This is a genomic window from Roseovarius sp. (assembly GCF_027019125.1).
Taxonomy (GTDB): Bacteria; Pseudomonadota; Alphaproteobacteria; order Rhodobacterales; family Rhodobacteraceae; genus Roseovarius.
Window position 1 is genome coordinate 1 of record NZ_JALUXE010000028.1, and the last position, 21,071, is coordinate 21,071.

The 21,071-nt window shown below is 63.9% G+C and carries 26 protein-coding genes; 11 read left to right on the forward strand and 15 right to left on the reverse strand.

Annotation, left to right across the window (positions count from 1 at the left end):
• A partial coding sequence (gene sucC, locus MVC20_RS11470) for an ADP-forming succinate--CoA ligase subunit beta (RefSeq protein WP_297541467.1) occupies positions 1-1,108 on the reverse strand: 1,108 nt, incomplete at its 3' end.
• A gap of 225 nt (positions 1,109-1,333) precedes the next feature.
• Positions 1,334-2,296: a malate dehydrogenase gene (mdh, locus tag MVC20_RS11475; RefSeq protein WP_297541469.1), complete on the reverse strand. Its 963-nt coding sequence runs from the start codon at positions 2,294-2,296 to the stop codon at positions 1,334-1,336.
• Positions 2,297-2,454: 158 nt separating this feature from the next.
• Between mdh and MVC20_RS11480 the strand changes: the two genes are divergently transcribed.
• On the forward strand, positions 2,455-3,210 hold the full coding sequence (locus MVC20_RS11480) for a sulfite exporter TauE/SafE family protein (RefSeq protein WP_297541471.1): 756 nt from the start codon (positions 2,455-2,457) through the stop codon (positions 3,208-3,210).
• On the opposite strand, the gene MVC20_RS11485 is transcribed toward MVC20_RS11480, so the two are convergent.
• A complete protein-coding gene (locus MVC20_RS11485; RefSeq protein WP_297541473.1) occupies positions 3,207-3,512 on the reverse strand; it encodes a hypothetical protein in 306 nt (101 codons plus the stop codon). The two genes, MVC20_RS11480 and MVC20_RS11485, sit on opposite strands and share 4 nt — an antisense overlap.
• A gap of 210 nt (positions 3,513-3,722) precedes the next feature.
• Here MVC20_RS11485 and MVC20_RS11490 point away from each other — a divergent pair, with 210 nt between their 5' ends.
• The 4 genes from MVC20_RS11490 to MVC20_RS11505 are packed head-to-tail and all read left to right on the forward strand — an operon-like array spanning position 3,723 to position 6,375.
• A complete protein-coding gene (locus MVC20_RS11490) occupies positions 3,723-4,583 on the forward strand; it encodes a CoA ester lyase (protein ID WP_297541475.1) in 861 nt (286 codons plus the stop codon).
• A 5-nt stretch (positions 4,584-4,588) separates the two neighbouring features.
• Positions 4,589-5,134 carry an NnrU family protein gene (locus MVC20_RS11495; RefSeq protein ID WP_297541477.1) on the forward strand — a complete coding sequence of 182 codons (546 nt, stop codon included), beginning with the start codon at positions 4,589-4,591 and terminating at the stop codon, positions 5,132-5,134.
• A 3-nt stretch (positions 5,135-5,137) separates the two neighbouring features.
• A complete protein-coding gene (locus MVC20_RS11500; protein ID WP_037270079.1) occupies positions 5,138-5,341 on the forward strand; it encodes a DUF1737 domain-containing protein in 204 nt (67 codons plus the stop codon).
• A gap of 2 nt (positions 5,342-5,343) precedes the next feature.
• Positions 5,344-6,375, forward strand: a complete 1,032-nt coding sequence (locus MVC20_RS11505; RefSeq protein ID WP_297541480.1) for a MaoC family dehydratase — start codon at positions 5,344-5,346, stop codon at positions 6,373-6,375.
• 6 nt (positions 6,376-6,381) lie between these two features.
• On the opposite strand, the gene MVC20_RS11510 is transcribed toward MVC20_RS11505, so the two are convergent.
• A complete protein-coding gene (locus MVC20_RS11510; protein WP_297541482.1) occupies positions 6,382-6,843 on the reverse strand; it encodes an NUDIX hydrolase in 462 nt (153 codons plus the stop codon).
• A gap of 70 nt (positions 6,844-6,913) precedes the next feature.
• Positions 6,914-9,370, reverse strand: a complete 2,457-nt coding sequence (gene hrpB / locus MVC20_RS11515; protein WP_297541484.1) for an ATP-dependent helicase HrpB — start codon at positions 9,368-9,370, stop codon at positions 6,914-6,916.
• A gap of 117 nt (positions 9,371-9,487) precedes the next feature.
• Here hrpB and meaB point away from each other — a divergent pair, with 117 nt between their 5' ends.
• Positions 9,488-10,462 (forward strand): methylmalonyl Co-A mutase-associated GTPase MeaB, encoded by a 975-nt coding sequence (gene meaB, locus MVC20_RS11520; protein ID WP_297541486.1) that lies wholly within the window; start codon positions 9,488-9,490, stop codon positions 10,460-10,462.
• A gap of 4 nt (positions 10,463-10,466) precedes the next feature.
• Here meaB and MVC20_RS11525 read toward each other — a convergent pair whose 3' ends face one another.
• Complete coding sequence (locus MVC20_RS11525) at positions 10,467-10,706, reverse strand: hypothetical protein (protein ID WP_296635074.1); 240 nt, start codon at positions 10,704-10,706, stop codon at positions 10,467-10,469.
• Between the two features lie 123 nt (positions 10,707-10,829).
• Between MVC20_RS11525 and MVC20_RS11530 the strand changes: the two genes are divergently transcribed.
• From MVC20_RS11530 to MVC20_RS11540, 3 genes are all read left to right on the forward strand, one after another.
• Entirely contained in the window at positions 10,830-11,540 is a 711-nt protein-coding gene (locus MVC20_RS11530; protein WP_297541488.1) for a M48 family metallopeptidase, read from the forward strand.
• Position 11,541: 1 nt separating this feature from the next.
• Entirely contained in the window at positions 11,542-11,898 is a 357-nt protein-coding gene (locus tag MVC20_RS11535) for a YigZ family protein (RefSeq protein WP_297541491.1), read from the forward strand.
• A 63-nt stretch (positions 11,899-11,961) separates the two neighbouring features.
• Positions 11,962-12,225 (forward strand): DUF6455 family protein, encoded by a 264-nt coding sequence (locus MVC20_RS11540; protein ID WP_297541493.1) that lies wholly within the window; start codon positions 11,962-11,964, stop codon positions 12,223-12,225.
• A gap of 55 nt (positions 12,226-12,280) precedes the next feature.
• On the opposite strand, the gene MVC20_RS11545 is transcribed toward MVC20_RS11540, so the two are convergent.
• On the reverse strand, positions 12,281-12,931 hold the full coding sequence (locus MVC20_RS11545; RefSeq protein ID WP_037270090.1) for a hemolysin III family protein: 651 nt from the start codon (positions 12,929-12,931) through the stop codon (positions 12,281-12,283).
• A gap of 187 nt (positions 12,932-13,118) precedes the next feature.
• Between MVC20_RS11545 and MVC20_RS11550 the strand changes: the two genes are divergently transcribed.
• Complete coding sequence (locus MVC20_RS11550) at positions 13,119-13,499, forward strand: hypothetical protein (protein ID WP_297541496.1); 381 nt, start codon at positions 13,119-13,121, stop codon at positions 13,497-13,499.
• Between the two features lie 42 nt (positions 13,500-13,541).
• Here the strand turns inward: MVC20_RS11550 and MVC20_RS11555 are convergent, their stop codons facing one another.
• The 8 genes from MVC20_RS11555 to dctP form a co-directional block, all read right to left on the reverse strand.
• Positions 13,542-14,498, reverse strand: coding sequence for a D-glycerate dehydrogenase (locus MVC20_RS11555; protein WP_297541498.1), 957 nt, complete (start codon positions 14,496-14,498; stop codon positions 13,542-13,544).
• Positions 14,495-14,833, reverse strand: a complete 339-nt coding sequence (locus MVC20_RS11560) for a tRNA-binding protein (protein WP_297541501.1) — start codon at positions 14,831-14,833, stop codon at positions 14,495-14,497. The genes MVC20_RS11555 and MVC20_RS11560 overlap by 4 nt, the downstream gene beginning before the upstream one ends.
• Complete coding sequence (proC, locus tag MVC20_RS11565) at positions 14,826-15,641, reverse strand: pyrroline-5-carboxylate reductase (protein ID WP_297541739.1); 816 nt, start codon at positions 15,639-15,641, stop codon at positions 14,826-14,828. The genes MVC20_RS11560 and proC overlap by 8 nt, the downstream gene beginning before the upstream one ends.
• 39 nt (positions 15,642-15,680) lie before the next feature.
• The gene (locus MVC20_RS11570; RefSeq protein WP_297541503.1) at positions 15,681-16,181 is read right to left on the reverse strand and encodes a YbjN domain-containing protein; all 501 of its coding nucleotides are present in this window, start codon (positions 16,179-16,181) and stop codon (positions 15,681-15,683) included.
• A 203-nt stretch (positions 16,182-16,384) separates the two neighbouring features.
• The gene (locus MVC20_RS11575; protein WP_297541505.1) at positions 16,385-17,170 is read right to left on the reverse strand and encodes an alpha/beta fold hydrolase; all 786 of its coding nucleotides are present in this window, start codon (positions 17,168-17,170) and stop codon (positions 16,385-16,387) included.
• Entirely contained in the window at positions 17,146-18,447 is a 1,302-nt protein-coding gene (locus MVC20_RS11580; RefSeq protein WP_037270102.1) for a TRAP transporter large permease, read from the reverse strand. Before MVC20_RS11580 ends, MVC20_RS11575 begins: the two co-directional genes overlap by 25 nt.
• Before the next feature lie 3 nt (positions 18,448-18,450).
• The gene (locus MVC20_RS11585) at positions 18,451-18,954 is read right to left on the reverse strand and encodes a TRAP transporter small permease subunit (protein WP_297541508.1); all 504 of its coding nucleotides are present in this window, start codon (positions 18,952-18,954) and stop codon (positions 18,451-18,453) included.
• Positions 18,955-19,018: 64 nt separating this feature from the next.
• On the reverse strand, positions 19,019-20,008 hold the full coding sequence (gene dctP / locus MVC20_RS11590) for a TRAP transporter substrate-binding protein DctP (protein WP_297541510.1): 990 nt from the start codon (positions 20,006-20,008) through the stop codon (positions 19,019-19,021).
• Between the two features lie 176 nt (positions 20,009-20,184).
• Here dctP and MVC20_RS11595 point away from each other — a divergent pair, with 176 nt between their 5' ends.
• Positions 20,185-21,069 carry a LysR family transcriptional regulator gene (locus MVC20_RS11595; protein WP_297541512.1) on the forward strand — a complete coding sequence of 295 codons (885 nt, stop codon included), beginning with the start codon at positions 20,185-20,187 and terminating at the stop codon, positions 21,067-21,069.
• Positions 21,070-21,071: the final 2 nt, after the last annotated feature.

Consider the following 21,071-nt stretch of genomic DNA (forward strand, 5'->3'; position numbering starts at 1 on the left):
TCTCCTTGCCCTTCTCGACATTGGTGCCTTCGAGACGGACCACGAGCGGCACCTTGAGGCCGACCTCCTTGACCGCCGCCACCACGCCCTCGGCGATCACATCGCAGCGCATGATGCCGCCGAAGATGTTGACGAGGATGCCCTTCACTTGCGGATCGGAGGTGATGATCTTGAAGGCCTCGGTGACCTTTTCCTTTGTCGCCCCACCGCCCACGTCGAGGAAGTTGGCAGGCTCCGCCCCGTAGAGCTTGATGATGTCCATCGTCGCCATCGCCAGGCCCGCGCCATTGACCATGCAGCCGATCTCGCCATCCAGCGCGATATAGTTGAGGTCGTATTTCGAGGCCTCGAGTTCCTTGGGGTCTTCTTCGGTCGTGTCCCGCAATTCGGCGATGTCCGCGTGCCGGTAAATGGCGTTGGAATCAAACCCCATCTTGGCGTCGAGGCATTTCAGATCGCCCTTGTCCGACACGATCAACGGGTTGATCTCGAGCATCTCCATGTCCTTGTCGAGGAAGAGCTTGTAGAGAATACCCATCAGGTTGACGCATTGCTTGACCTGACCGCCGGTGAGGCCAAGGTTGAACGCGATGCGGCGACCATGGAACGGCTGATAGCCGGTCGCAGGATCGACGCTGAACGACAGGATCTTTTCAGGCGTCTTTTCGGCGACCTCTTCGATGTCCATCCCGCCCTCGGTCGAGCAGACAAAGGACACGCGGCTGGTCTGACGATCCACCAGAAGCGCCAGGTACATCTCGGTCTGGATGCCCGACCCATCCTCGATATAGATGCGGTTGACCTGCTTGCCCGCCGGTCCGGTCTGTTTGGTCACAAGAGTGCGGCCCAGCATGCGCTTGGCCTCTTCGGCGGCCTCTTCCACGGAACGGGCCAGACGCACGCCACCGGCTTCACCGGCGCCTGCCTCCTTGAACTTGCCCTTGCCACGGCCACCGGCGTGGATCTGCGCCTTGACCACCCAGACGGGGCCGTCGAGCGCGCCCGCGGCGGTCTTGGCCTCTTCGCCGCGCAGAACGACGCGGCCATCCGACACCGGGGCGCCGTAAGAGCGAAGCAGGGCTTTCGCCTGATACTCATGGATATTCATCAAACTGTCCCGTTTTGCTGCGATTGGGACAGGGTGTGGCATATATCATGCGTGTTTATAAATCGTTTTTTGCGGAATGGCAGGTTTTGGCGTGAAAATCGTCATTTTGTGATCACACGGATAAATCGTGTGATCACAAAACGGAAATTGGTCCGCGGCCCTGGCCAAAAAGAATCAGGGCCGAACGCGTGTCGGCCCTGATCCAGAAGTGTTGAGAGTGGGAAATCAGGCCAGCGAGGGGTCGATTTCCTTGCAGGCCTTGACCAGGCCCTTGACCGCATCGACCGACTTGTCGAACATCTCCTGCTCGTCCTTGGTGAGCTTGATGTTGACGATCCGTTCGATCCCGCCCGCGCCGATCACGGTCGGCACGCCGACATACATGTCCTTGAGGCCGAATTCGCCATCGCAATTGGCGGCGCAGGGCAGCACGCGCTTCTGGTCCTTGAGATAGGCCTCGGCCATTTCGATCGCCGAGGTGGCGGGCGCGTAAAAGGCGGACCCGGTCTTGAGCAGGCCGACGATCTCTGCGCCGCCGTCGCGGGTGCGCTGAACGATCGCGTCGAGTTTCTCCTGCGTGGTCCAGCCCATTTCGATCAGGTCCGGCAGCGGGATGCCTGCGACGGTCGAATACCGCACGGAGGGCACCATCGTGTCGCCATGCCCGCCCAGAACAAACGCGGTGACATCCTTCATCGACACGTTGAATTCAACGCTGAGGAAGTGGCGGAAGCGGGCGCTGTCCAGCACACCGGCCATGCCGCAGACCTTGTTCGCCGGCAGGCCCGAGAACTTCTGGAGCGCCCAGACCATCGCATCGAGCGGGTTGGTGATGCAGATCACGAAGGCGTCGGGCGCGTTGGCGGCGATGCCCTCGCCCACGGATTTCATGACCTTGAGGTTGATCCCCAAGAGGTCATCGCGGCTCATGCCCGGCTTGCGCGGAACACCGGCGGTGACGATGCAGACATCGGCGCCTGCGATATCGGCATAGGACTGCGTGCCCTTGAGCGTCGCGTCAAACCCTTCGGAGGGGCCGGATTCCGCGATGTCGAGCGCTTTGCCCTCGGGGGTGCCTTCGGCGATGTCGAACAGGACGATATCGCCCAGTTCCTTGAGCGCGGCGAGATGGGCGAGCGTGCCGCCGATCTGTCCGGCGCCGATCAGCGCAATCTTGGGTCTGGCCATTGGATCATTCTCCGTCGGTTGAAAAGTTGCGCTTGGGCCTAGTCCGAATTCAACGATCTTGCAAGAGTGCTGCACTGCGGCGGATTCTCGGCGTGACAGCGGGATACGGTCGTATACCGTGAAAGTGCAGGCAGATGCAGAGGTTAGGGGCCGGAACGATGAGCATCGATGTGATCGCAATCGGGGTGTTCGCGGCGCTCTTGGCCGGGGTGTCCAAGGGTGGCTTTGGCTCTGGCGCGTCTTTTGCCGGGGCAGCGATTCTGGCGCTCTTTGTCTCTCCGGCGATGGCCCTCGGCATCATGCTGCCCATTCTCATGCTGATCGACGTGGCCACCCTGCGCCCCTATTGGCGGCAATGGGGGCGGGTCGAGGTGGCGATGCTGATCCTTGGTGGGGTGCCGGGGATCGGTCTTGGGATGCTCTTTTACCGCAGCGCCGATGCCGATCTCTTGCGCCTATTGATCGGGGGAATCGCGCTGATCTTTGTGCTCTGGCAAACGGTGCTCAAGGCGCGGGTGATGCGTCGGGGCCAGGCCCCCTTGCCGGGTTGGAGCGGGGTCCTGGCGGGTCTGGTGGCCGGCTTCACCAGCTTTGTCAGCCATGCCGGCGGGCCACCTGCGGCGGTCTACCTGTTGTCGCGTGGGCTGGACAAGACGCGCTATCAGGCGACCACGGTGCTGATGTTCTTTGTCTTCAACATCGTCAAGGCGGTGCCTTATGGGATGCTTGGCCTCTTCACGGCAGAGACGCTGACGATCGACCTCATCCTTGCGCCCTTCGCGCTCTTCGGCGCTTGGGTCGGCGTGCGGGCGCACCGGATCATGCCGGAACGCGCGTTCTTTGCCGTGACCTATGTCTTGCTGACGATCACCGGGATCAAGCTTATCTGGGACGGGCTGTTCCAGGCGTTCTAGGCCCCCTTGCCGGGCTTCGGCCCGGTTTCGGCGGTGGGCTCATAGGCCTGACCGCTGGCGACAAGGCAGGTGACACCATCGCTGCCCGTCACCGTGATGGTCCAACTGCCCGACGTGCCGCTGGCAAAGACCTCGACCACCATGTTGTTGGCCCCGAGCCCCACGGATTGCCGCGTTTCGCCGTAGGCATCGGCCAAGCGCTGCACCACCATGTCGCGCGGCGCGCAGGCCCCGGTTTGCGCCTGCGCCGGGGCATGGGCCAGCACCACCGCGCTCAGACCGGCCATCACTCTCTTGATCATCAGTCACCCTTTCTCTTGGGTTGGCCCCCCGGCCGTCGCGCGCCCATCATGGCGAAAGGCTGATGAACAAAGGGTTAATGCGCCCGGACGCAGGAGCGAAACCACCGCATCGCTGCATCGCGGCGAGAAATCGCTTGAACATTTCCACCGAAAAATGCCATTCCTGCGCAAGATTATTACCACAGACAGAATCCATCAAAGGGCAGACCCATGGACAGCAGCATGCATCCCTACCGTTCGGTGCTATACATCCCCGGCTCAAAGGAGCGCGGGCTGGAAAAGGCGCGCGAGCTGCCCACCGACGCGATCATCTTCGATCTCGAAGACGCGGTGGCGCCCGATGCCAAGGCCGCCGCGCGCGCGACGCTGGTCGAGGCGCTGCGCCAGGGTGGCTATGGCTATCGCTACAAAATCGTGCGGATCAACGCGCTTACGACCGAATGGGGTCTGGAGGATGCGCGCGCGCTGCGCGACGCGGGCGCCGACGCCATTCTTCTGCCCAAGGTCAACACGCCCTCGGATGTTGACAACCTTTCGGATGTGATCGGCTCTGATCTGCCCATCTGGACCATGATGGAAACGCCCGTCAGCGTATTCAACGCCCGCGAAATCGCGGCGCATCGCCAGGTGACGGGCCTTGTAGCGGGCACCAACGACCTGATCAAGGATCTCGGTTGCCGCGTGCGCGCCGACCGCATGCCGCTCTGGGCGTCGCTGCAGATGATCGTGATGGCCGCCCGCGCGGCGCGCATCGTCGCGGTGGACGGGGTCTACAACCGCTTTCGCGATGGGGACGGGCTCAAGTTCGAATGTGAGCAGGGCCGCGACCTCGGGTTTGACGGCAAAACGCTGATCCATCCGGCGCAGCTGGAAATCGCCAATACCGCCTTTGCCCCCACCAATTCCGAAATTGAACTGGCGGGACGCCAGATCGCGGCCTATGAAGAAAGCCGCGCCTCGGGTCAGGGGATTGCAGTGGTGGACGGGCAGATCGTCGAGAACCTGCACGTCGTGTCCGCACAGCGCATTCTGGCCAAAGCCCAGGCGATACGGGAAATGGCAGCGGAGTAGCACCCATGTTTTACCTCATCCTCGGGCTGATCCTCTGGATCGCGGCGCATCTCTTCAAACGGGTGGCTCCGGATCTGCGCGCAAGTCTGGGGAGGGCGGGCAAGGGGATTGCCGCCTTGGGGATTCTGGCCGGTCTGGTGCTGATGGTAATCGGCTATCGGCAGGCGGACGTCATCAATGTCTGGTATCCGCCCAGCTGGATGGTGCATGTCAACAATCTGATGATGCTGGGGGCGGTATTTCTCTATGGCATGAGCGCCACCAAGGGGCGGCTGCGCGGGGCCATGCGCCATCCGCAATTGACAGCGGTCAAGGTATGGGCGGTGGCGCATCTCCTGGTCAATGGCGATCTGGCCTCGCTCATCCTCTTCGGCGGGCTGCTCGTCTGGGCGGTGCTGGAAGTGGTGATGATCACCCGTTCCGAGGCCTGGGTGCGCCCGGCACCGGGAGAGGCGAAAAAGGATATCCTTCTGGTGGTCATTACCATCGTGATGTTCCTCGCCATAACCTTTGTTCACAACTGGCTGGGCGTCTGGCCGTTTCCGGGGTAAACCATGAAACTCTACCGTTTTCTCAGCGCCGACGACACGTCGGAATTTTGTCACAAGGTCACGGCCGCGCTCAACAAGGGCTGGTCGCTCTATGGCGATCCCACCTATGCCTATGACGCGGCCAATGGCGTGATGCGCTGCGGTCAGGCCGTGACCAAGGACAAGGACGGCACCTACACCCCCGATATGAAGCTGGGAGAACAATAAGCATGGCCAAGACCAATCCGGGCCGTTTTTTCGAGGATTACGAACTTGGGCAGGTGATCCCCCACGCGGTGCCGCGCACCGTGTCAGGGGGCGAGCGCGCGCTCTATCACGCCCTCTATCCGGCACGCCATGCGATCTATTCCTCGGACGAATTTGCCCATGTCTGCGGCCTGCCCGCCAGCCCGATCGACGATCTGGCGGCCTTTCATATCGTGTTTGGCAAATCCGTGCCCGACATCTCGCTCAATGCCGTGGCCAATCTGGGCTATGCCGAGGCACGGTGGCTGCGTCCCGTCTATGCGGGCGACACGCTGCGGGCACAGTCCGAGGTGATCGGGCTCAAGCAGAATTCCTCGGGCAAGACGGGCGTGGTCTATGTGCGCACCACCGGCTTCAACCAGCACGACCTGCCGGTGATGGAATTCGTCCGTTGGGTCATGGTGCGCAAGCGCGACGAGGCGGCCCCGCCCCCCGCCGATCACGTGCCGCAGACCGCGCCCTGCGTGACGGCGAGCGATCTGATCATCCCGGCGGGGCTGGATTTCACGCATTACGATTTCACCCTTGCCGGAGAACCGCATCGCTGGGGCGATTACGAAATTGGCGAGCAGATCGACCATGTCGACGGCGTGACCATCGAAGAGGCCGAGCACATGATGGCCACGCGCCTCTGGCAGAATACCTCCAAGACGCATTTCGACGCGACCCCGCGCGCGGATGGCAAGCGGCTGATCTATGGCGGGCATGTCATCTCGATGGCGCGGGCGCTGTCGTTCAACGGCCTTGCCAATGCCCAGATGATGGTGGCGATCAACGCGGGCAGCCATGCCAACCCGTGTTTTGCAGGCGATACCGTGCGCGCCTGGTCCGAGGTGCTGGACCGCGCCGATACATCGGCGCCGGGTGTGGGCGCGCTGCGCCTTCGCCTGGTTGCAACCAAGGGCGGCGCGCCCTTCAGCTTGCGTGGCGAAGACGGCAAGCACCTGCCGCATGTCTTGCTGGATCTGGATTACTGGGTCTTGATGCCGAAATGAGAGGGATCAGAACCGGCGCAGGATTTCCTGCAAGTCCGGCTCATTGACCAGTTTCGCCGCCTTGCGCGGCGAAACCCAGAGCCGCCGACGCTCGCGCGCCTCGGGATAACGGTTCTGGACATCATCGTCGCGCAACCGGACCTTGAAGAGATCCGCCTCGACCGGCAGGGTGCGCCCATCCCGCAGACCCTTGTCATAGGCAAAGCGCCCGATGAAACGTGCCTTGTCGGCATCGGCGCGCACGCCGGCCTCTTCCCATGCCTCTTGCAGCGCGGATTCCGCGTCGGTCAGCCCCTCGATGGGCCAGCCCTTGGGCACGATCCAACGGCCCGTGTCTCGGCTGGTGATGAGCAAAACCTCTTTACGCCCCTTGTGCTTGCGCCAGCACAGCGCCGCCACCTGCCGACGAGGCAGGACAGACTCTGCATGCACCGCGCCGGGCGCGGTCTGGGGAAAAACCTGGTTCACTCTGGTTTTGCTCTGCTCGGGCAACGTTGTGTAACGATAACATATAGGACACTTCGTCACAGAATTCAAATCACGGGATGTTGCGAGGTTTGGCACGCAGCGTGGGGTCGGCCTCGGTCGGGTCTTCGGGCCAGGGATGCCGTGGATAGCGCCCGCGCATGTCCTTGCGCACATCCGCATAGGAACTGGCCCAGAACCCCGGCAAATCGAGCGTGGTCTGCACCGGGCGGTTTCCCGGTGACAAGAGCGTCACGCGCAGGGGCGTGCGCCCGACCGTCGGATGGGTGGTCTGGCCGAACATTTCCTGCAACCGCAAGGTAATCTCGGGATATTCGCCGCTATAGTCGATGGGGATTTTCCGACCCAATGGCGTGGTGAACTGCGCGGGTGCCGCCCGGTCCAGCATCTGCATCTGGTCCCAATCCAGCCGCGCGCGCAGCGCATCGAGCATGTCGAACTTCTTCCACTCCGGCGCGCTGCGCACGCCGCGCAAATAGGGCAAGAGCCAGTCGTCCAATGTCTCGATCAGCGCCGCCTCGGACATATCCGGCAGCTCCGCCCCCCCGTCGCGCAGCAACTGCACCCGCGCGACAAAGCGCCGGGCCGGATCGCCCCAATTGAGACCCAGATCGCGCACCCCGTCCAGCATGGCGCGCGCGATACGCTCCTCGGGCGCGTCCCGCCAATGCCGGTCATCCAGCACCAGCGCGCCAAAGCGCTCTTGCTTGCGCGCCACCACCCGCCGTTCGCGCCGATCCCAGAGGCAGACATCCTGCCACACGATCCGCTCGGCAAAGAGCCCGCGAATTTCCGCCTCGGAAATGGCGATGGCTTGCCGGATACGCGCCTCGCGCGGGTCGCCATCCAGATCGGTGGCCACGATCAGCCGGGTCTGGCCCATCGGATCGCCCTCTGGCATCACCGCGCCCTTTCCCCCCGAGAGCACATAGCGCGGAGCATCCCCTTTGCGGCGCAGCCCGATCCGGTCCGGATAGGCAAGGGCGGCACATTCGGCATCGCTGCGCGTGGCTTGCCCCTGGCCCCTGGCCTGCGTCGCCAGACGCCGCGCCTCGGTCTTGATCCGCTCCAACGGGCCACGATTGACCGTATGGACATGGCGTGCCTCAAAGGCGCGCAGATCGCGCGCCGCACTCAGCCGCAGCGCCAGATCGACAGGTGCGCCGCGCCCCAGCGGATCGCGCTCGGCCAAGAGCGCCGCCAGCGTCGCCGCCTCCGGCCCCGCAGAGGCCAGCATATGCGCCAGACGCGGGTGCAGCGGCAGCGCCGCCAGTGCCTTGCCATGCGGCGTGATCCGCCCCGTGGCATCCAGCGCGCCCAACATTTCCAAGAGCGCGCGTGCCTCGGCATAGGCGCCGGGATTGGGCGGGGTCAGCAGCGGCAAATCCTGAGGGGCCGCGCCCCAGAGCGCCAGCTCCAGCGCCAGCCCCGCCAGATCCGCCGCCTCGATTTCCGCCGGGGGATAGGCCTGCAACGCGCCCTCTTCGCCGCGTGTCCAGAGCCGATAGCATCGCCCCTCGGCCACACGCCCCGCGCGCCCCGCCCGCTGCGTGGCCTCGGCGCGCGTCACAGCCTCTGTCACCAGCCGCGACATGCCGGAACCGGGGTCGAACCGCGCGCGCCGCGCCAACCCGCCATCGACCACCACGCGAATATCCTCGATGGTCAGAGAGGTCTCGGCGATGGATGTTGCCAGCACGATCTTGCGCCCCTCCGTGACGGGCGCGATCGCGGCACGCTGCGCGGCGAACTCCATCGCGCCAAAGAGCGGGCGCAACTGGCAGTCACCGGGCAGACGCGGGCGCAAGAGCGCCTCGGCACGGCGAATTTCCCCCTCACCGGGCAGGAACACCAGAACGCCGCCCGTTGTCTCGGCCACGGCCTCGCACACCAGATCGGCCAATGCCTCTTCAAACCGCCGCGTCTTGGGCCGGGGGCGGTCGCGCCAGCGGATGTCGACCGGATAGCTGCGCCCCTCCGAGGTGATCATCGGCACATCGCCCATCAACCGCGCCACGGGCGCGGCATCAAGCGTGGCCGACATGACCAGCAGGATCAGATCCTCGCGCAGCGCCCCCGCCACCTCTAGGCAGAGCGCCAATCCCAGATCGGCATTGAGCGAGCGTTCGTGAAATTCGTCGAAGATCACCGCACCGACGCCGCGCAACTCGGGATCGGTTTGGATCATGCGGGTCAATATCCCCTCCGTCACCACCTCGATCCGGGTCTTGGGACCAACGCGCGCCTCGCCGCGCACCCTGTAACCCACGGTTTCCCCCGGCTTTTCCCCAAGGTTCTGCGCCATCCGTTCAGCGGCGGCACGGGCCGCAAGGCGGCGCGGTTCCAGCATCAGGATACGGCCCTCCGTCAGACCGGCGCGCAACATCTCGAGTGGCACGACCGTGGTCTTGCCCGCACCGGGCGGAGCCTGAAGCACGGCACGCCCGCGCGCGCGCAGCGCGTCGATGAGGGCTGGAATGGCCTCTTGGATGGGAAGATCGGGCGTCATGCCCCGCGTTATCGGGCATCGGCGCGCCCTTGGCCAGAGGCTTGCCGGGCCTCTCGCCTCTGGACAAGGCCCACAGGGCCAAGGCATGAAGGCGGGCGACAGCAAAAAGGGCAGCGCATGGATATTGCGGATACCGCACAGAGGATCATCGCAGGCGACCGCCGGGCCTTGGCCCGCGCGATCACCCTGATCGAAAGCGCGCGCGCGGACCACCGCGCCGATGCCGCGGCGCTGATGGAGGCATTGAAAACCGCAGGCAAACAGGCGGTGCGCATTGGCCTGTCGGGCACGCCCGGTGTGGGCAAATCCACCTTCATCGAGAGTTTCGGCATGATGTTGACCGCGCAGGGCCTGCGCGTGGCGGTTCTGGCGGTCGATCCTTCCTCGGCACGCTCGGGCGGCTCGATCCTCGGCGACAAGACGCGGATGGAACGGCTGAGCCGTGATCCAGCGGCCTTTATCCGCCCCTCCCCCAGCCAGAGCCATCTGGGCGGCGTGGCGCGCCGCACCCGCGAGGCGGTGACACTCTGCGCGGCGGCCGGATTCGACGTGGTGCTGATCGAAACCGTGGGCGTCGGGCAATCCGAAACGGTGGTTGCGGAAATGTCTGATATATTTGTTCTTTTGCTCGCTCCTGCGGGCGGCGACGAATTGCAGGGCGTCAAGCGCGGCATCATGGAAATGGCCGATCTCATCCTCGTCAACAAGGCCGATGGCGATCTCAAACCGGCGGCGATGCGCACCTGTTCGGATTACGCGGGCGCGCTGCGTCTCCTGCGCAAACGGCCCCAGGACCCAGAGGGCTATCCCAAGGCAATGACCGTATCCGCCTTGCAGGACGAGGGGTTGCAAAGGGCGTGGGACGAAATGACCGCGCTGGTGAACTGGCGGCGCGAGACCGGGCATTTCGACGGGCGGCGGGCGGAACAGGCGCGCTACTGGTTCGGGCAAGAGGTGCGTCAGGGCCTTCTGGCGCGGCTGGAAACCCCCACGGCACGCGCCGCCATGCAGGATTATGCTGCCCGCGTGGCGGCTGGCGACATGACGCCCACCGTGGCCGCCGCCGAGGTCCTGCGCCAGATTGGCGACTAAATTTCTATTTGGCGTCCGGCGCTTGGATATAGACCCCCTCGGGCAGGTCGAGTGCCGCGCGCAGGTCGCGCAATTGCCCCATCGACAAGGTGATCTTGTGCAACCGATCGGTGCGGGGATCGTATTGTTCGATCGTCACGCATTCCTCGAAGGCATTGATGATCACGTCCTCGCCCAAGGGCGCCGCCCCCTCGTCGACAAGGGTGATCACGGTGGCGTCGAATTCGTGCTCTATGGAAAACATGGCTTCAGCCTACCGCGTTGGCGGCTCTTTGCAAGCAGAGACTGGCACGGCGCAAAAGACCTGTCAGAGGCGTGAAACCCTGCTAAAACAAATGAATAAATGGGTCAGAACCGGGGATGTGGAATGCGGTGGTTATCTCTCGTGGGGCTGGTGGCACTTGTGGGCTGTGTCGATGTGGTAGAGCAGGGGCCGGTAAGCCAACCCGCGCCGCAAGCAACCTCACGCCCCAAGGCCACAACGCCAACGCGCGCGCAGGTCAATCAATTTATTTCGGTGGTTCAACGGGTTGAACCCGTAGCCGAGCGCGAGTGCCGGGCGCGTTCGCCGCGCGCCAACTGCGATTTCCGGATTGTCGTGGACGACCGGCCCGGTCAGCCGCCCAATGCCTATCAGACCCTTGACCGCAACGGTCAGCCCATCCTCGCCTTCACGCTGCCCCTGATCGCGCAGGTGCGCAATCAGGATGAGCTGGCCTTTGTCATGGGGCATGAGGCGGCCCACCACATCTCGGGCCATATCCCGCGCCAACAACAGAATGCAGCGGCGGGGGCGATTCTTCTGGGCGGTCTGGCGGCGATCACCGGCGCAAGCCAGTCAGTGGTGGATCAGGCGGTCGACATCGGGGCCGGGGTTGGCGCGCGCAGCTATTCCAAGAATTTCGAGCTTGAGGCGGATGCCCTTGGCACCGTGATCACCCATAACGCGGGCTATAACCCGGTGCGGGGCGCGGAATTCTTTAGCCAGCTTCCCGATCCCGGAAATCGCTTCCTTGGAACGCATCCGCCCAATGCCCAGCGGGTCGAAACCGTGCGGCGGGTGGCTGCCGGGCTGTGACATGCGACAGCTAAAAGGCGTGGTGAGCGAACGGGGATCGAGCTATGCGGTCTCCGGCGGCGTTGCCCCTGACCGCGAGGCGGTGGATGAGTTCCTCAAGGCATTGAAAAAAGACAAGAAGTTCGCCCGCGCCACGCATAACACCTGGGCGGTCCTGCTCCGCGACGGCACCCCGCTCAAGGGCGACGACGGCGAGGCTGGGGCAGGCCAGGTGATTCTGCGCATGCTGGAACGCGCCGATGTGCGCGATCATGTCGTGGTCGTAACCCGTTGGTATGGCGGCAAAAAACTGGGTGGGGACCGGTTTCGCCACGTGCAGGACTGTGTGCGCGCCTATCTCGACGAAATGGCGATTTGATCGAAGTCAAAGTGCGCGGCTGCGACCTGAGGCACAGTGCCGGCGTAGCAAGGGGACAACAGTATGCAAAGCACTTCGACCTTGAAACGTCACGCACAGTTGGTGGACCGGATGGCCAACACCTTGGGCGTTGATCTTGAACAGAAAATCATGGAAGGGCAAATGACCTTCGAGGCTTTGGGCGATGTGGTTCTGGCCTGCACGGGCTGCGCCAATCCCGACGCCTGCGAGCAATGGCTGGCACGGACCACGTCCGCGGAAACAACGCCGGACTATTGCCGCAACAGCGATGTCTTCAGCCTCTTGATGGCGGGCAAGCACGCCTGAGCGGCCTTACAGATCGTAAGGTTTGCCCGGTGATTTTGTAACCTCTCGCGCCCCGTCAGAGGCGGGTCGCGAGGGCCGAAGCGATTCCGATGAAAAAGCACCCGCTGGCAAAGGCCACGAAGAGGTGCCAGATGGCATTGGCAAAGCGCAAACTCTCCCACGCATAGAACACCACGCCCAGCGTATAGAGCAGGCCACCTGTCAGCAGCAGCACGAGGCTATGCCCCGGCAGAATCGGCGTGAGCGGGATAAAGAGCGCCACCCCGACCCAGCCCAGCGCCACATAGGGCAACCAGCCGGTCGGCATCTGGCCGGGTTTGGCCCGGATCTTGGTCACGGCGCCAAAGATGGCCAGAACCCAGACGACCGCCAGCACGACATAGCCAAAGGCGGTGCCCAAAAGCACGCTGAGCGGCGTGAAGGTGCCCGCGATCTTTACATAGATGGCCGCATGATCCAGACGGCGCAGGAGGGGCCGCGCGGCGGTATGGGCATAGAGGTGATAGGCCGCCGAGGCCCCCAGCATCAACAAGAGCGCGCCGGAATAGACGATGGTCGAGGCCAGCGTCACCCCATCCATGTGCAACGCCCACATGGCAAAGAGCACCCCCACACCGGTGAGCGCCGCCAAGAGACCGGCAATATGCACCGCCCCGTCAGCAAGACGTTCGGCGCGGGAATAGGCGGGATAGGACATATCGATCATCCGCTCTCTGTGCCGCAAATGTATTAATTTTTCTATGCGCTGTCTCACAATATGGATCAACTATTTCAGGATTTCGCGGCATTTTGAGGGTGACGTTGCGGCAAGTCCGGTGCGGTGCCCAAAAGAATCGAGTCGCGCCTCGGCGCGGGATTTGCGATAGTGTGTTCCGCAACAAAGGAGTGTGATCATGCATCGCCGTCTTGTTCTGGGTTTCCTCAGCGCCGGGCTTCTGGCCCTTGGCTGGCCCGTCACAGCGCAACCCGCGCAGATGACCGCCGCCGAGATCAGCGCGCTCTTGTCTGGCAATACCATCGTCGGAAGCTGGTCCGGCACCGAGTATCAGCAGTTCTTTCAGCCCGACGGCAACACGGTCTACATGCTGGGCGATGGCCGCCGCGACGATGGCCAATGGCGCGTGAACGCCGAGACCAACGAGTATGAAAGCTGGTGGCGCAGCACCGGCTGGACTCCTTACGCGATGGTGCGCACCGAGACGGGCGGATATGCCTGGATCAATGGCGACCGGCTCGAACCCTTCGAAGTTTTGAGCGGGCGGCAGATCGAGTAGGCGCCCGCGCTCAAAGAGGGGCGCGGGCTACCCTTTCATAAATCAGTTCACCAGATTGGGCGGGGTTTCCCCGGCAAAGAAGGCGCGCAGGTTCTCGACCGCCATCAGCCCCATGGCCTCGCGCACCTCGAGTGCTGCGGTGCCCAGATGCGGCAAGAGCGCCACGTTTTCCATCGCCTTGAGCGCATCGGGCACGATCGGCTCGCGCTCATAGACGTCAAGGCCCGCCCCGGCGATGCGCCCCTCTTGCAGCGCGGCGATCAGCGCCGCCTCGTCCACCACGTCGCCGCGCGCGATGTTGATGAAATGCGCGGTCGGTCGCATGGCGGCAAAGACGGCGGCATTGATGAGATGCCGGGTTTCCGCGCCGCCGGGCACCGCCACGACGAGAATATCGGCATTGGCCGCAACCTCTTCGATCGAGCCAAGCTGGCGCGCGTCGAAATCGAGCGTCTTGGCCGAACGGTTGTGATAGACGACCGACATGCCGAAACCAAAGTGGCAGCGCCGCGCAATCGCCTGTCCGATACGGCCCATGCCGATGATGCCAACTGTCTTGCCCGTGACATGCAGGCCCAGCATCTGCGTCGGGTTCCAGCCCGGCCATTTGCCAGAGCGCACCAGCCGCTCGCCCTCGCCCGCGCGGCGCGCGGTCATCAGCATCAGCGTCATGGCGATATCGGCCGTGGCGTCCGTCACCGCACCGGGCGTGTTGCTGACGGCAATGCCCACGGCGCGAGCGGCCGCCACGTCGATATGGTTATAGCCCACGCCGAAATTGGCGAGGATGCGACAGCGCGAATTCTCGGCCTCGGTAAAGACATCGGCCTGAAACATATCGCCCAGTGTCGGGAGGATACCGTCATAAAGCGCCAGCGCGCCGCGCATCTGCCCCGGCTTGAGGGGGGTGTTGTCGTCGCGGGTCTCAACCTCGAAATGGCGGCGGGCCTCGTCCAACACGCGTTCAGGCATGGGGCGGGTGATAAGAATCCGTTTCAATGCAGTCTCTCTCCGATGGGAACGTCTTGGTCCGGGCGTATCAGAACGATATCGCCATTGCTATCGCTCAGCCCCAGCACGAGGATTTCCGACCGGAACTTGCCGATCTGGCGGGGCGGGAAATTGACCACCGCCAGCACCTGACGTCCGATCAGGCTCTCGGGCGTGTAATGCGCGGTGATCTGGGCGCTGGATTTCTTCTCGCCGATCTCGGGGCCGAAATCGACCCAGAGCTTGATCGCGGGCTTGCGTGCCTCGGGGTAGGGTTCGGCGCGGGTCACGCGGCCCACACGAATATCCACCGCGAGGAAGTCGTCGAATGTGATCTCAGCCATTGCGCAGCGCCTTGGAGCGGTCCGTGGCGGCGGCAACGGTTTTCAGCATCAGGGGCGGCAGGCCGGTGTCGGGGTGCATCAGCACCTCCAGCCCCGCCTGCGTCGTGCCATTGGGGCTGGTGACGTTCTGGCGCAATTGCGCGGGCGTTTCCTCGGCCGCCTCGGCCAGGGCACCGGCCCCCGCGACGGTCGCCTGCGCCAATTGCATGGCAAGCGCCGGCGAGAGCCCCTGCGCCGCGCCCGCCTGCGCCATGCATTCGATCATGTGAAACACATAGGCCGGGCCAGAGCCCGAGAGGCCGGTCACGGCATCCATCTGATCCTCATGGTCGAGCCGCACCACCTGCCCCACGGCGCGCAAGAGGGTTTCCGCCAGATCAAGATGCGCCGCAGTCGCATGGGCATTGCCGATGATGGCGGAAATCCCGCGCGCCACGGCGGCGGGGGTGTTGGGCATGGCGCGGACGATCGGGGTCTGGTCGCCCAGCGTCGCCTCGAAGGCCGCGATGGGCGTGCCGGCGGCGACCGAGATGAAGAGCGTCGCGCCATTGCCCATGGCGGCCAGCGTGGGCAGGGCCGCGCCCATCATCTGCGGCTTGACCGCGACCAGCACGATAGCGGGCGCATCGGGCAGATCGGTGTTGAGATGCACGCCGGTGCCGCGCAGCCACTCGGACGGGTTCGGGTCCAGCACCCAGACCGACGCGGGCGGCAACCCGCCCTTGAGCCAGCCTTGCAACATGGCGCTACCCATCTTGCCACAGCCAAGTAAAACAAGGCCTTTTTCGGCCAGATCCTGCATCGTCATATGTCCCCCGCTCTTGTCATCCATTCGCGGGGGATAGTGTTACGCGCGGCCGTAAGCCTCTGCAATGGCCACCTGCATCGCATCGCGCGGCGATTGCTCGCCCCAGATCGCGAGTTGCAGCGCGGGGTAGTAACGCTCGGCGCTCGACACGGCGGCATGCAGCATGGTGTCGATCTGCTCGGGGCTGGCCACTTGCCCCCCCGCCAGCACAAGACCGTAGCGATAGACCATGAGTTTCTGCTCGGCCCACCAGGTAAAGGCGCCCGCCCAACATTCATCGTTGATTTCGTTGAGAATTTCAAAAAGCACGGGCAGCTTTTCGGCAGGCGGCTCCATGTCGAAGGTGCAGACAAGGCGCAGCGTTTCGTCATAGCCGGACCAGGCGAGCGTCAGCGAATAGGTGCGCCACTGGCCCTCGACGGCCATGGCGATCTGATCGTCGCCGATGCGGTCGAACTCCCACTCGTGGTGTTCGGCGATGTGTTCAACAATATCAATGGGGTGGATGTCGTCCTGCAAGAACTGCTCGGAAAGTGCCATGGCGCCGCCTCATTTGCTATAGCGCGGGGGTGGCGTTGCACCCCAAGCGCTAGGTGCCTGCTCTACGGACGGGGGCCATTCCCCTCGTCCATACCAGATATGGTGCGGGGTTTGACGCGCCCTGTAAAGCTATTTGTTGAGGGAGATAGCAATATATTGTGGATGGAATGGGAGAGTGCCGCAAGAGGGGGCGGGCACAGCCCTCACCCCCCCACGAAATCCTCGACCAGCGCGTGAAAGAGCGCGGGCTTTTCCAGATGCACGGCATGGGCGGTGCCAGGCACCACGGCCAGAGCCGCGTCGGGCAGGCCTTGCCAGAGGGTTTCGACCTGTGGCCAGCGGTAAGAGCGGTCGCCGTCGCCCCAGAGCACCAGCGTCGGCATGGTCAGGCGGCCAAGCGCGCCGCGCCCGTCCCAATGGCTCATGGCGTCAAGCCCCGCCAAGGCTGCGGCCTCGGTCGCCTGTGCGCCCAGCGCGGCCACGATCTCGAACCCTTCCGCCGCCGCGCCTTGGCGAAACCATGTGGCCCCGATGCGCCGGATGGTCTGCGCCACGCCATCGCTGCGCAGGCGCGCGCGCGAGGTCTCGAGCGGCTCGAACCGGTTGGGCATGGCACCAAGCGGCCCGGTGCCATAGAGGATCAGCCGGGCGATACGGTCTGGGTGGGTCGCGGCCAGTTCCTGCACGATCATGCCGCCCATGGAATGCCCCATGAGGGTAAAGCGACCAATGCCCAGCTCGTCGAGCAGGGCCACCACCGCCGCCGCGAATTCCGCGATCCGCTCAGGTGGCGGCAGGCCCGCCGACCCGGCATAGCCCGGCAAATCGGGAGCGATCACGTCGAATCGGTCGGAAAAGCGCGCAAGCTCGGCCTGCCATTGCGCCGACCCGCCCAGATAGCCATGCACGAGAACCAGCGGCGCGCCCGCCCCTGCCCGGCGATAGCTGAGACCGCTCCGCGCGATCAGCGCATCTGTTCGGGCAACCACAATGCAAGCTCCGGCATGAGGATAAGAAGAACGATCAAGAGAACAAGCGCCCCGATGAAGGGCAGGCAGCCCATGATCACATCACCGATGCTGACCTGCCCGCGCCCAATGCCCTGAATGACATAGAGGTTAAGCCCTACAGGGGGTGTCAGCACCGCAATCTCCATGGTGATCGTATAGACCACCCCGAACCAGATCAGGTCGAAGCCGGCGGCCGACATCAGCGGAAAGATCGTGGGCAGGGTGATGAAGGTCATCGACACGGGTTCAAGGAACATCCCCAGCACGATGTAGAAGATCAGCACGATGGTCAGCACCACATAGGGCGAGAGATCGAAGCTGAGAAACAGCTCGGTGAACTGTTGCGGCACGCGGTAATAGGTGAGCACGAAACCAAACAGCACCCCCGCCGACAGGAGCAGGCCAAGATAGCCCATGGTGCGCATCGTGGCAAAGAGCGAGTCCTTGAACCCCTGCCATGTCAGGCCGCCCACGCCAAAGGCCAGGATCACGGTCAGAAGGGCCGCCACCGCTGCCGCCTCGGTCGGAGTGGCGATACCGGCGTAAATCGCCACCGTGATCACCAGACCGATCAGGCCGATGGGCGCAATGGTGGCGGCAATCTGGACCAGCCCCATCTTCACCGCATCTTCGCTGCCCGGAATATCCTCGGGCTTGAGGATGCCCCAGACCAGCACGACGATGGCAAAGCAGGTGACAAGGATCAGCCCCGGAATGACCCCCGCGATAAAGAGATCCCCGATGCTCTGGTCGGTGACAATGCCGTAGAACAGCAGGATGAGTGAGGGCGGGATCAGAACGCTGAGCGTGCCCCCCGCCGCCAGCACACCCGATGACAGCCGCTTGCCATAGCCCAGCCGCAGCATCTCGGGCAGGGCCACGCCGCCGATGGTCAGCGCCCCCACCATGGACGAGCCGCAGACCGCGCCGAAACCTGCGCAAGCCCCGATAGAGCCATAGGCCGCCGAGCCGCGCACGCGCACGCCCTGATGCAGGAACTGATAGAGATTGGGACCGATATTGGATTTGCCGATGAGTTCGCCCAGGAACACAAAGAGCGGCACCGCCAGCAGGATATAGTCGATCCACACCCCCCAGAGCTTCAACTCCGCCGAGGCGATCGAGGTCTCGAATGTCTGGATTTGCCACAGAAAGGGCAGCGAGGCCGCCGCCAGCGCAAAGGGGATCGGCACGCCCACCGCAATCAGGAACATCAAGAGGCCAAGCAGGCCAAGACCGACTTCATACCATTCCATCGCTCAAACCTCCGCTGCCGGGGTGCGCAAGAGCCGCACCAGCCGCAGCACCGCGTAAAGGGAAAAAAGCAACAGCGCCAAGGCCCCGGGTGCCCAGAACGCATAGCGCGGCCAGAGCAGGATTTCCGAGGACGCGCCGGAATTGAACGACCGGATCGTGGCACTGACCCCGGCCAGCGAGAAAAAGAACCCGACCCCCAGCATCACGCAGAGATTGAACACCGCCACCGCCTTGCGCAGACCGGCGGGCAGGGTATCGGTCAGCATCGTGACCTTGGGATAGGCATCCTCGCGCATGGCATAGGCGAGGCCCGCAAAAGCCACAGGAAAGAGCAAGAGCGCGGTCGCCTCTGTCACCATCCGGTCGGGCGCGTTGAGCGCGTAGCGCGTGAAAACGCCGTAGCTGATCCACACCATCTGCACCAGCACCACCACGGCCCCCGCCCCCGCGAGCCAGACAACCGCGCGTTCCACATGGCCAATCCATCGGTCAAGACCGCTTTGCATGGCGTGTCTCCCTGTTGATGCAACGGGCGGCCCCCTGCGCGCATGGCGCAAGGGGCCTGTCAGATCACGGCGCGTGCTGCGCAAAGAGATCGCGGATCTTGCCAGCCAGTTCCGGCCCGCAGGCCGCATCGACGGTCTCGTTCCACTTGCCCTGCACGCTGGCAATCAGCTCCATCCGCTTGTCCTTGGGGATCGACACGGCCGCGCCGCCGCCCTTCATCACCGCATTGCCGACGCGCTGATCCACCCAATCCTCATAGCGCGGCTTCAGCCATTCTTCGGTTTCGCGGGCGGCGGCCATCACGGCGGCCTGTTCATCCGCGGTCATGCCGTCGAACTTTTCCTTGTTCATCATGTATTGGATGTTGCCGTAAAAGAGGCTCGCGTTGACCATATAGGGCATCACATCCCAGAGCTTCCAACTCGAATAGGTGGCAACCCCCATGTTGATCCCGTCGACCACGCCGCGTTCGGCGGATTGGAACACCTCCTTGGGTGCCACAAAGACCGGCGCGCCGCCCCATGTCTCGATCATCAGGCTGACCAGCGGCCCGATGGAACGCACCTGCTTGCCCGCCAGATTGCCCAGATCGTCAATCGCCTCTTCGAACCACCATTCCTGATCGTAGGAATAGTTCGAGTTGAACACCGGCACGAGGTTGATCGCCGCCGCCTCATCGCGCACCAGATCGGCATAGGCGGCGTCCAGGTCGATCTGCCCGTCCAGATCCACCGCCACCGGGTAGAGCGAGGTGACGCGGTAGCAGGGCAGGCGCTCGTCGGCGGGCATCCAGCTCATGTCCGACACGCCGCCCTGAACCGCATCCACACCTTCGGACCAGCCATGCAGCGTGGAGGACGGGAAGATCTCGACCTTGACGCTGCCGCCGGTTTTCTCCGCCACCAACTCTGCGAAATGCACGAACCCGTCATAGCGGATATCGGCCTCGTTCACATAGGTGGACAGGCGGATCGTGGTTTCGGCCATGGCGGGCAGCGCAACAGTCATCCCGAGCGCTGTGGTGGCAATCAGTCCTTTCAACGACGTTTTCATCTCTCTCTCCTTGTTGGGGGCGTGGCGTGACCGTTCATGCGGCCGCGTCCATTGATATTGGAGAAAATGCTAGGACAGACCCGGACGAGTCGGCCAATTCAAACATATCATGAAACTATTCCGATCTTGCATGACCCTGCGGGCTGGCGCAATCTGAGCGCAAAGAGGGGGCGGCGATGGACATCAACTGGCTGCGCGATTTCGTCTGCCTTGGACGGACGCTGAATTTCACCCGCGCGGCGGAAGAGCGCAACATCACGCAATCCGCCTTCAGCCGCCGCATCAAATCGCTCGAGGCGTGGATCGGCGTGCCGCTGATCGACCGCGCCAGCTATCCGGTGCAACTCTCCGAGGCGGGGCGGCAATTCCTGCCGGTGGCGCAACAGACGGTGGCGGATCTCACCGACACCCGTCAGGCGATCCGCGAACGCGCGCGCGGCCATGCCAGCTTTCAACGCTTTGCCGCCCTGCACGCCATTTCGGTGAATTTCCTGCAACCGCGCATGGCGGCGTTGGAGCGCGACTATCCCGACCTGCGCACGCGCGTCATCTCGGACAGCCTGACCGCCTGTTGCCAGTTGCTCAGCGAAGGCGGCTGCGAATTCCTGCTCTATTACCGGCATCAGGACGTGGCCCCGATCCTCGACGAGACCCGGTTCAAGCGCAAGGACATCTGCGAAGAGCGCCTGATCCCCGTGGCCCAGCACGAGGCCGCGTCACGCCATGGCTGGACATTGCCGGGGCGGGCGGGGCGCGAGGTGCCCTATCTCAGCTATGACCCCAACACCTTTCTCGGCACCGTGGTGGATCAGACCATCGGCAACCGCCGCCCCGCACTCGACCTGCGCTATATGGATGCGCTGGCAGAGGCGCTCAAGCGGCGCACGCTCGCGGGGGCGGGGCTTGCGTGGCTGCCGGAATTTTCCATCCGTCAGGAGCTGGCCGACGGCACGCTGGTCCGGCTTGGCGGGCGCGACTGGACGGCGACGATGACGATCTCGCTGTTTTGCTCACCCGAACGGCTGGATGATCTGGGGCGCACGATCTGGGATCAGTTCTGAGC

Excerpts from the sequence above, each read along its gene's own strand:
- MVC20_RS11480 (WP_297541471.1), top strand. The coding sequence starts at position 2,455 with ATGAGCATCGATGTGATCGCAATCGGGGTGTTCGCGGCGCTCTTGGCC.
- MVC20_RS11560 (WP_297541501.1), bottom strand. The coding sequence starts at position 14,833 with ATGGCTGAGATCACATTCGACGACTTCCTCGCGGTGGATATTCGTGTG.
- dctP (WP_297541510.1), bottom strand. The coding sequence starts at position 20,008 with ATGAAAACGTCGTTGAAAGGACTGATTGCCACCACAGCGCTCGGGATG.
- MVC20_RS11540 (WP_297541493.1), top strand. The coding sequence starts at position 11,962 with ATGCAAAGCACTTCGACCTTGAAACGTCACGCACAGTTGGTGGACCGG.
- hrpB (WP_297541484.1), bottom strand. The coding sequence starts at position 9,370 with ATGACGCCCGATCTTCCCATCCAAGAGGCCATTCCAGCCCTCATCGAC.
- MVC20_RS11485 (WP_297541473.1), bottom strand. The coding sequence starts at position 3,512 with ATGATCAAGAGAGTGATGGCCGGTCTGAGCGCGGTGGTGCTGGCCCAT.
- MVC20_RS11570 (WP_297541503.1), bottom strand. The coding sequence starts at position 16,181 with ATGGCACTTTCCGAGCAGTTCTTGCAGGACGACATCCACCCCATTGAT.
- MVC20_RS11580 (WP_037270102.1), bottom strand. The coding sequence starts at position 18,447 with ATGGAATGGTATGAAGTCGGTCTTGGCCTGCTTGGCCTCTTGATGTTC.
- MVC20_RS11525 (WP_296635074.1), bottom strand. The coding sequence starts at position 10,706 with ATGTTTTCCATAGAGCACGAATTCGACGCCACCGTGATCACCCTTGTC.
- MVC20_RS11505 (WP_297541480.1), top strand. The coding sequence starts at position 5,344 with ATGGCCAAGACCAATCCGGGCCGTTTTTTCGAGGATTACGAACTTGGG.
- MVC20_RS11545 (WP_037270090.1), bottom strand. The coding sequence starts at position 12,931 with ATGATCGATATGTCCTATCCCGCCTATTCCCGCGCCGAACGTCTTGCT.
- MVC20_RS11550 (WP_297541496.1), top strand. The coding sequence starts at position 13,119 with ATGCATCGCCGTCTTGTTCTGGGTTTCCTCAGCGCCGGGCTTCTGGCC.
- MVC20_RS11495 (WP_297541477.1), top strand. The coding sequence starts at position 4,589 with ATGTTTTACCTCATCCTCGGGCTGATCCTCTGGATCGCGGCGCATCTC.
- proC (WP_297541739.1), bottom strand. The coding sequence starts at position 15,641 with ATGACGATGCAGGATCTGGCCGAAAAAGGCCTTGTTTTACTTGGCTGT.
- MVC20_RS11595 (WP_297541512.1), top strand. The coding sequence starts at position 20,185 with ATGGACATCAACTGGCTGCGCGATTTCGTCTGCCTTGGACGGACGCTG.
- MVC20_RS11530 (WP_297541488.1), top strand. The coding sequence starts at position 10,830 with ATGCGGTGGTTATCTCTCGTGGGGCTGGTGGCACTTGTGGGCTGTGTC.
- mdh (WP_297541469.1), bottom strand. The coding sequence starts at position 2,296 with ATGGCCAGACCCAAGATTGCGCTGATCGGCGCCGGACAGATCGGCGGC.
- MVC20_RS11535 (WP_297541491.1), top strand. The coding sequence starts at position 11,542 with ATGCGACAGCTAAAAGGCGTGGTGAGCGAACGGGGATCGAGCTATGCG.
- MVC20_RS11585 (WP_297541508.1), bottom strand. The coding sequence starts at position 18,954 with ATGCAAAGCGGTCTTGACCGATGGATTGGCCATGTGGAACGCGCGGTT.
- MVC20_RS11500 (WP_037270079.1), top strand. The coding sequence starts at position 5,138 with ATGAAACTCTACCGTTTTCTCAGCGCCGACGACACGTCGGAATTTTGT.
- meaB (WP_297541486.1), top strand. The coding sequence starts at position 9,488 with ATGGATATTGCGGATACCGCACAGAGGATCATCGCAGGCGACCGCCGG.
- MVC20_RS11490 (WP_297541475.1), top strand. The coding sequence starts at position 3,723 with ATGGACAGCAGCATGCATCCCTACCGTTCGGTGCTATACATCCCCGGC.